Here is a 3917-nt window from a genome sequence, read left to right as displayed (position 1 = left end):
GGGGCCGCCGGGTGCCCGGGGGCGGGTACGGGGGCGGAGTACGGGGCCGGGGCCGCCGGGTGCCCGGGGGCGGGTACGGGGCCGGGGTCCGGGGCGGCGGCTGCGGGAGAGGCTGAGGCGTCCACGCGCCGATTGTCCCCGCTCACGCGGAGAGGCGCAGCCCGGTCCGGGCTGCGCCTCGCGTCGTGTCCTGGGACCGGCACCTGCCGGAGGACGGGTCAGGCCGTGATCTGGGCCCGGGCGGCGCGGGCCCGGGCGGCCTTCATCTCGTCGGACTCCTTCGGCATGCCGAGGCCGGCCATCTTCATGGCGAGACCGACGACCCCGCCGAGGATGGCGACGGCCACACCGGCCCAGAAGCCGAGCGCGTTGGCCGCGACCATGAAGAGGCCCGCGATGCAGAAGCCGATGAAGGAGATGATGACACCGGTCCAGGCGGCCGGGGTGTGTCCGTGGCTGCTGCCCGCCATGAGTTGCTCCTTGTTGGTGGTGCGCTGAAGTAATCGCTGCTGGGAAAGCTCACTGCCATTGTCCCGCACGTGCCGGTGAGCGCGAGGCTGGGGGTCACGCCTCGCGCGTCGGGTCCTCGCCGCGGTCCAGGGCCTTCCACAGTTCCTCGGGCCGCTCGGGGTCCGGGGCGGTGCGGGCGGCCTTGCGGGGGCGGGGGGTGCCGTCGCGTTCGTACCGTCCCGACATGGCCGGCCAGCGGTTGCCGTAGCGCAGGGCGAGCAGTCCCGCGAGCAGGATCAGCAGTCCGCCGGCCGCGGTGACGTAGGGCCAGGCGGTGTGGCTGAGGGCTTCGACGGTGGCCGAGGTGTTGCCCGTGGTCTGCGCGGCCTGCTCGTCCAGGGCCGACCTGTCCGAGGCGCCGGAGGAGGCGCTCAGGGCGGCACCGAGGCCGCTGAGGGCCAGGAGCCCGGCGACGACCAGCCGGCCGGCGCCGCGGACGGCGAAGACCGCGACGAGGGCGGCCAGGCCGACGACGGCCAGGGCTGCCGGGAGGCCGGTGACCTCCTGGCCGTCGGCGCTGAGCGGCAGGGCGCCGCCGCCCACGGCCGCCTCGCCCTCGGCCCAGGTCTGCCCCGAGGCGAGGAGGACGACGGTGGCGCCGGCCGCCCCGAGGAGCAGGCCGGCGGCCAGGCTTCGGCGGCTTCCCGCACTGTCGGGTGCGGAGGCGGCTCGGGCACGGGGCTGGGGTACGGGGACAGCACTCACGTACTCCACTATCCCCTACCGGCTCAGTGGGCCCTGAGGCGGTTCGCCGTGTGCACGGCCCGCAGGACCGCGGCGGCCTTGTTGCGGCACTCCGTGTCCTCGGCGGCCGGGTCGGAGTCCGCGACGACGCCCGCACCGGCCTGGACGTACGCGGTGCCGTCGCGGAGCAGGGCGGTCCGGATGGCGATGGCCGTGTCGGAGTCCCCGGCGAAGTCGAGGTAGCCGACGCAGCCCCCGTACAGGCCCCGGCGGGTGGGTTCGAGCTCCTCGATGATCTGCAGGGCGCGGGGCTTGGGCGCGCCGGAGAGGGTGCCCGCGGGGAAGCAGGCGGTGAGGACGTCGAAGGCGCTGCGGCCCTCGGCGACGCGTCCGGTGACGGTGGAGACGATGTGCATCACGTGCGAGTACCGCTCGACCGACATGAAGTCGACCACCTCGACACTGCCGGGTGCGCAGACCCGTCCCAGGTCGTTGCGGCCGAGGTCGACGAGCATCAGGTGCTCGGCGCGCTCCTTCGGGTCGGCGAGGAGTTCGTCGGCGAGCGCCTGGTCCTCCTGCGGTGTGGCGCCGCGGTGCCTGGTCCCGGCGATCGGGTGAACCATCGCCCGGCCGTCCTCGACCTTGACCAGCGCCTCGGGGCTGGAGCCGACGACGTCGAAGCCGTCGAAGCGGAAGAGGTACATGTACGGCGACGGGTTGGTGGCCCGCAGGACCCGGTAGACGTCCAGCGCGCTCGCCGTGCACGGCGTCTCGAAGCGCTGGGAGGGGACGACCTGGAAGGCCTCGCCGGCCCTGATGCGCTCCTTGACGTCCTCCACCGCGTCCATGAAGGCCTGACCGCCCCACAGCGCGGTGTAGGACGGGAGTTCGGAGGGGGGCAGCGCGGCGGGAGCGTTCTCCACGGGCCGGGACAGGTCCCGCTCCATGGCGTCGAGCCGGGCCACCGCGTCGGCGTACGCCTCGTCGACCCCGGTCTCCAGGTCGTTGTGGTTGATCGCGTTGGCGATCAGCAGGACGGTGCCGTCGCCGTGGTCGAGCACGGCGAGGTCCGAGGTGAGCAGCATGGTGAGCTCGGGGAGCTCCAGATCGTCGCCGCCGTGCTCGGTGATCCGCTCCAGCCGGCGTACGACGTCGTAGCCGAGGTAACCGACCATGCCTCCGGTGAACGGCGGCAGGCCGTCGTCGCCGACCAGGTCGCGGGAGGTGTGCAGCGTCTCGACGGTGGCCCGTAGGGCCTGCAGCGGGTCCCCGTCGACGGGGACGCCGACCGGTGGGGTGCCGAGCCAGTGGGCCTGCCCGTCGAGGGCGGTCAGGGTGGCGGCGCTGCGTACCCCGATGAAGGAGTAGCGGGACCAGGTGCGGCCGTTCTCCGCGGATTCGAGGAGGAACGTGCCGGTGCGCTCGGCCGCGAGCTTGCGGTAGAGCCCGACCGGGGTGTCGCCGTCCGCGAGGAGCCGGCGGCTGACGGGGATGACACGCCGGTCGGCGGCGAGCTTGCGGAAGGTCTCGAGATCCATGGCGGCTGACCTTATCGGGACACGGTGAGCGGAAGGACGTCCTTGTCGAAGCAGGTGCGGTCGCCGGTGTGGCAGGCGGCACCCGTCTGGTCGACCTTCACCAGGACGGTGTCGGCGTCGCAGTCCAGCGCGACGGACCTGACCTGCTGGACGTGGCCGGAGGTGTCGCCCTTGACCCAGTATTCCTGGCGGCTGCGGGACCAGTAGGTGCAGCGGCCCGTGGTGAGGGTGCGGTGCAGCGCCTCGTCGTCCATCCAGCCGAGCATGAGCACCTCGCCCGTGTCGTACTGCTGGGCGATGGCCGGGACCAGTCCGTCGGGACCGCGCTTGAGGCGGGCGGCGACGGCCGGGTCGAGATTGCTGGCGGGCGTGGAGCCGGGGGTGCTGGTCATGCGCCCATTGTGCCGCGCCGGACCGGGCGCTCCGGCCGTGCGTCCACTGGGCGGACCGGGGGCGGCGGCCGTACGCTGGCGGGCATGTCGACCCATGCGAAGCGTGAACGTCTCCTGCTCGCCGACCTGTTGGAAGCGGCGGGTCCTGAGGCCCGGACCCTGTGCAGCGGCTGGAGGACCCGTGACCTGGCCGCCCATGTCGTGGTGCGTGAACGCCGCGCGGACGCCGCGGGCGGTCTCCTGCTGGGCGCCCTGAAGAACCGGCTGGAGCGGGTCCAGGCCGAATTCGCCGCCAAGCCGTACGAGGAACTGGTCCAGCTCATCCGGACGGGCCCGCCCCGGATGTCACCCTTCGGCCTGAAGCAGCTGGACGAGGCGGCCAACACCGTCGAGTTCTACATCCACGCGGAGGACGTGCGCCGGGCCCAGCCCGACTGGTCGCAGCGGGACCTCGATCCGGTCTTCGCCGATGTGCTGTGGTCCCGCACCGAGAGGACGGCCCGGATGCTGGGCCGCCGGGCCCCGGTGGGTCTGGTGCTGCGGCGCCCGGACGGCCGGACGGCGGTGGCCCACAAGGGCATCCCTGTGGTGACGGTCACCGGGGAGCCGGGTGAGCTGCTGCTGTTCGCGGCGGGGCGGCAGGACGCGGCGCGGGTCGAGCTGGACGGCGACAAGGACGCGCTGGCCCGGCTGCACACGGCCGAACTCGGCCTTTAACCCGGCTGCGCACGGCCGGGCCCGGCCTTCAGCCAGCCCGGGGCCCGCGTACGGGCGCCCGGCGGGCCCCGTACCG

The 3917-nt window shown here is 73.8% G+C and carries 5 protein-coding genes; 1 reads left to right on the top strand and 4 read right to left on the bottom strand.

Annotation, left to right across the window (positions count from 1 at the left end; all coding sequences use genetic code 11):
* Positions 1 to 218 precede the first annotated feature (218 nt).
* The 4 genes from VN520_RS29230 to hisI all read right to left on the bottom strand — a co-directional run bounded on the left by VN520_RS29230 (position 219) and on the right by hisI (position 3124).
* Positions 219 to 470: an HGxxPAAW family protein gene (locus VN520_RS29230; RefSeq protein WP_325749956.1), complete on the bottom strand. Its 252-nt coding sequence runs from the start codon at positions 468 to 470 to the stop codon at positions 219 to 221.
* A 94-nt stretch (positions 471 to 564) separates the two neighbouring features.
* Positions 565 to 1224 (bottom strand): TIGR02234 family membrane protein, encoded by a 660-nt coding sequence (locus VN520_RS29225; RefSeq protein WP_325749955.1) that lies wholly within the window; start codon positions 1222 to 1224, stop codon positions 565 to 567.
* A 14-nt stretch (positions 1225 to 1238) separates the two neighbouring features.
* The gene (locus VN520_RS29220; RefSeq protein ID WP_325749954.1) at positions 1239 to 2732 is read right to left on the bottom strand and encodes an anthranilate synthase component I; all 1494 of its coding nucleotides are present in this window, start codon (positions 2730 to 2732) and stop codon (positions 1239 to 1241) included.
* An 11-nt stretch (positions 2733 to 2743) separates the two neighbouring features.
* Positions 2744 to 3124, bottom strand: a complete 381-nt coding sequence (hisI, locus tag VN520_RS29215) for a phosphoribosyl-AMP cyclohydrolase (protein ID WP_325749953.1) — start codon at positions 3122 to 3124, stop codon at positions 2744 to 2746.
* Between the two features lie 84 nt (positions 3125 to 3208).
* On the opposite strand from hisI, the gene VN520_RS29210 reads away from it, so the two are divergent.
* Positions 3209 to 3841: a TIGR03085 family metal-binding protein gene (locus VN520_RS29210; RefSeq protein ID WP_325749952.1), complete on the top strand. Its 633-nt coding sequence runs from the start codon at positions 3209 to 3211 to the stop codon at positions 3839 to 3841.
* The last annotated feature ends 76 nt before the right edge of the window (positions 3842 to 3917 follow it).

It is taken from the genome of Streptomyces sp. (assembly GCF_035563135.1).
GTDB lineage: Bacteria > Actinomycetota > Actinomycetes > Streptomycetales > Streptomycetaceae > Streptomyces.
This window is presented reverse-complemented; position numbering and strand designations above follow the sequence as displayed.

Bases quoted from the DNA above. Each gene is read 5' to 3' on its own strand.
- VN520_RS29230 (WP_325749956.1), bottom strand. From the start codon at position 470: ATGGCGGGCAGCAGCCACGGACACACCCCGGCCGCCTGGACCGGTGTC.
- VN520_RS29220 (WP_325749954.1), bottom strand. From the start codon at position 2,732: ATGGATCTCGAGACCTTCCGCAAGCTCGCCGCCGACCGGCGTGTCATC.
- hisI (WP_325749953.1), bottom strand. From the start codon at position 3,124: ATGACCAGCACCCCCGGCTCCACGCCCGCCAGCAATCTCGACCCGGCC.
- VN520_RS29210 (WP_325749952.1), top strand. From the start codon at position 3,209: ATGTCGACCCATGCGAAGCGTGAACGTCTCCTGCTCGCCGACCTGTTG.